Genomic DNA, 1,669 nt, shown 5'->3' with positions numbered 1-1,669 from the left:
TTTGTATGGATTCCAATCGCCGATGCGCACCGTATACCGAAATTTTCCCCAATTGCAATCAACAACTTTATAGGCCCCATTTCCATAGTTATCAATAACTATTGCAGTATGCATTGGCTTAGTGTAGGCTGCGCTTCCGCCTTTTCTATCTTTTCTTTCATCATGGTTAATGCTGGGATTATCCAGTTGAATAATATCACCTCTTGTGGCTTCTTTTGAAGTGGTCTCTTTGCCTACATCTAGATAACAGAATCGATATCCAGAATCTAGCTTTCTACCAGCTTTTCTTACCACTTTCTGAACAAACCCCTTACATTGAATTCCTTCTTTGCTAAAATTTCGACCGATATATTTTTGCGCAATTTCGGCCAACTTGGAATTCTCAAATGCAAAAGCATCTGAAACAAAGCCGAATAAAAAAAAGACTATCAGTGACAGTAAATACATACGCTTCACCTGCAACACTCCTTTGCTCATAAAATTGGTTTGCATTCTTATCCCAAATGGTAGTGCTACAGCCGCCAGCACGTCTATGGGTCAAGTGGCCAATTATACGTCTTAAATTTAAAGGACGGATTCCCAATCTTGCGCACTCAGGTTCTTTATTTGTTTTACTATCGATCCTACGGTTGTATCACGCGAAATTTAAATGATAAAATAGACAAAATAGGCGAGAGGTATCTTTTCAATGCATAGAGGTCAATTAGCCCAGGCTCCGGACGAATACAGGCAGCTCTTCCAGTTTTTCTTTGTATTCAGGGTCATAGCACTTGCATTCGGTCTGATCTGGATACTATTTAAACTTAGCCTTGGCGCTAACTATACGTTGGGCCTCGTCATCTGGGTGGTCGTTCTTCTTTACACTGTAGTAATTTACACCAAACGCCGAGAATTGTATGCGCTTCTTACAAGACATGCGGTATACCTTGGTGCTGATATTATTATAAGTATGATCCTTTTAATGGTATACAACGCGTGGGATTCTCCGTTTTACTTCTATTCAATCTCACCCGTTATCCCGGCAGGCGTCATGTTTCGTTTTAAAGGCGCTGCATACTCAAGCGTCCTCCTCACGGCCACTCAAGTCGTTTCCATCTTTGTACATGGCGCTACACTACAGGGTTTCTTCTCGCTTGAGCACTTCCCCCTTTTTCTTGGACAAATAACGGCGTATTTTACAGTAGGGTTCATGTTAATCTATCCATCTGATATGATCGCCGAGATCGTGAGACAGCGCTCAGTAATTAAGGAACAGGCTGAAAGAGAAGCTATCTCTGAAGAAAGGGCAAGACTTGCCCGAGAGCTCCATGACAACCTCGCCCAAATGTTATCTGCAATCAAGCTAAAAGCTGATGCGCTATGCGAAAAGTTAAGCGCAAGAGAACTGGATACCGTTTACCAGATGCGAGAACTTGTCTCAGCAACCCTTCGAGATTTAAGAAATGCTATCTATGCGTTAAGGCCGGAAAACATTGAACAGGATTTAAGTCGCGTGCTTACACACTGCTGTCGCCGTTTTTCTTCAGCCACCGGCTGTAAAATCGATACAAACTTTAGTATAGATGGCTTACCGCTCTCTGCCGAGCAGAAATATGAAATACTGCGTATCTGCCAAGAAGCCTTGAGCAATGCCACCCGTCATTCGGGGGCCGGCATGGTAAGGCTGGAA

At 43.0% G+C, this 1,669-nt stretch carries 2 protein-coding genes; one reads left to right on the top strand and one right to left on the bottom strand.

What is annotated here, in order from left to right; genetic code table 11:
- A partial coding sequence (locus COY37_RS05610) for a hypothetical protein (RefSeq protein ID WP_286976648.1) occupies positions 1-456 on the bottom strand: 456 nt, incomplete at its 3' end.
- Between the two features lie 232 nt (positions 457-688).
- Here COY37_RS05610 and COY37_RS05605 point away from each other — a divergent pair.
- The coding region (locus COY37_RS05605) for a sensor histidine kinase (RefSeq protein WP_502693749.1) at positions 689-1,669 on the top strand (981 nt) is incomplete at its 3' end.

The sequence above is a fragment of the Candidatus Aquicultor secundus genome, assembly GCF_002791875.1.
Classification (GTDB): Bacteria; Actinomycetota; Aquicultoria; order Aquicultorales; family Aquicultoraceae; genus Aquicultor_A; species Aquicultor_A secundus.
This window is presented reverse-complemented; position numbering and strand designations above follow the sequence as displayed.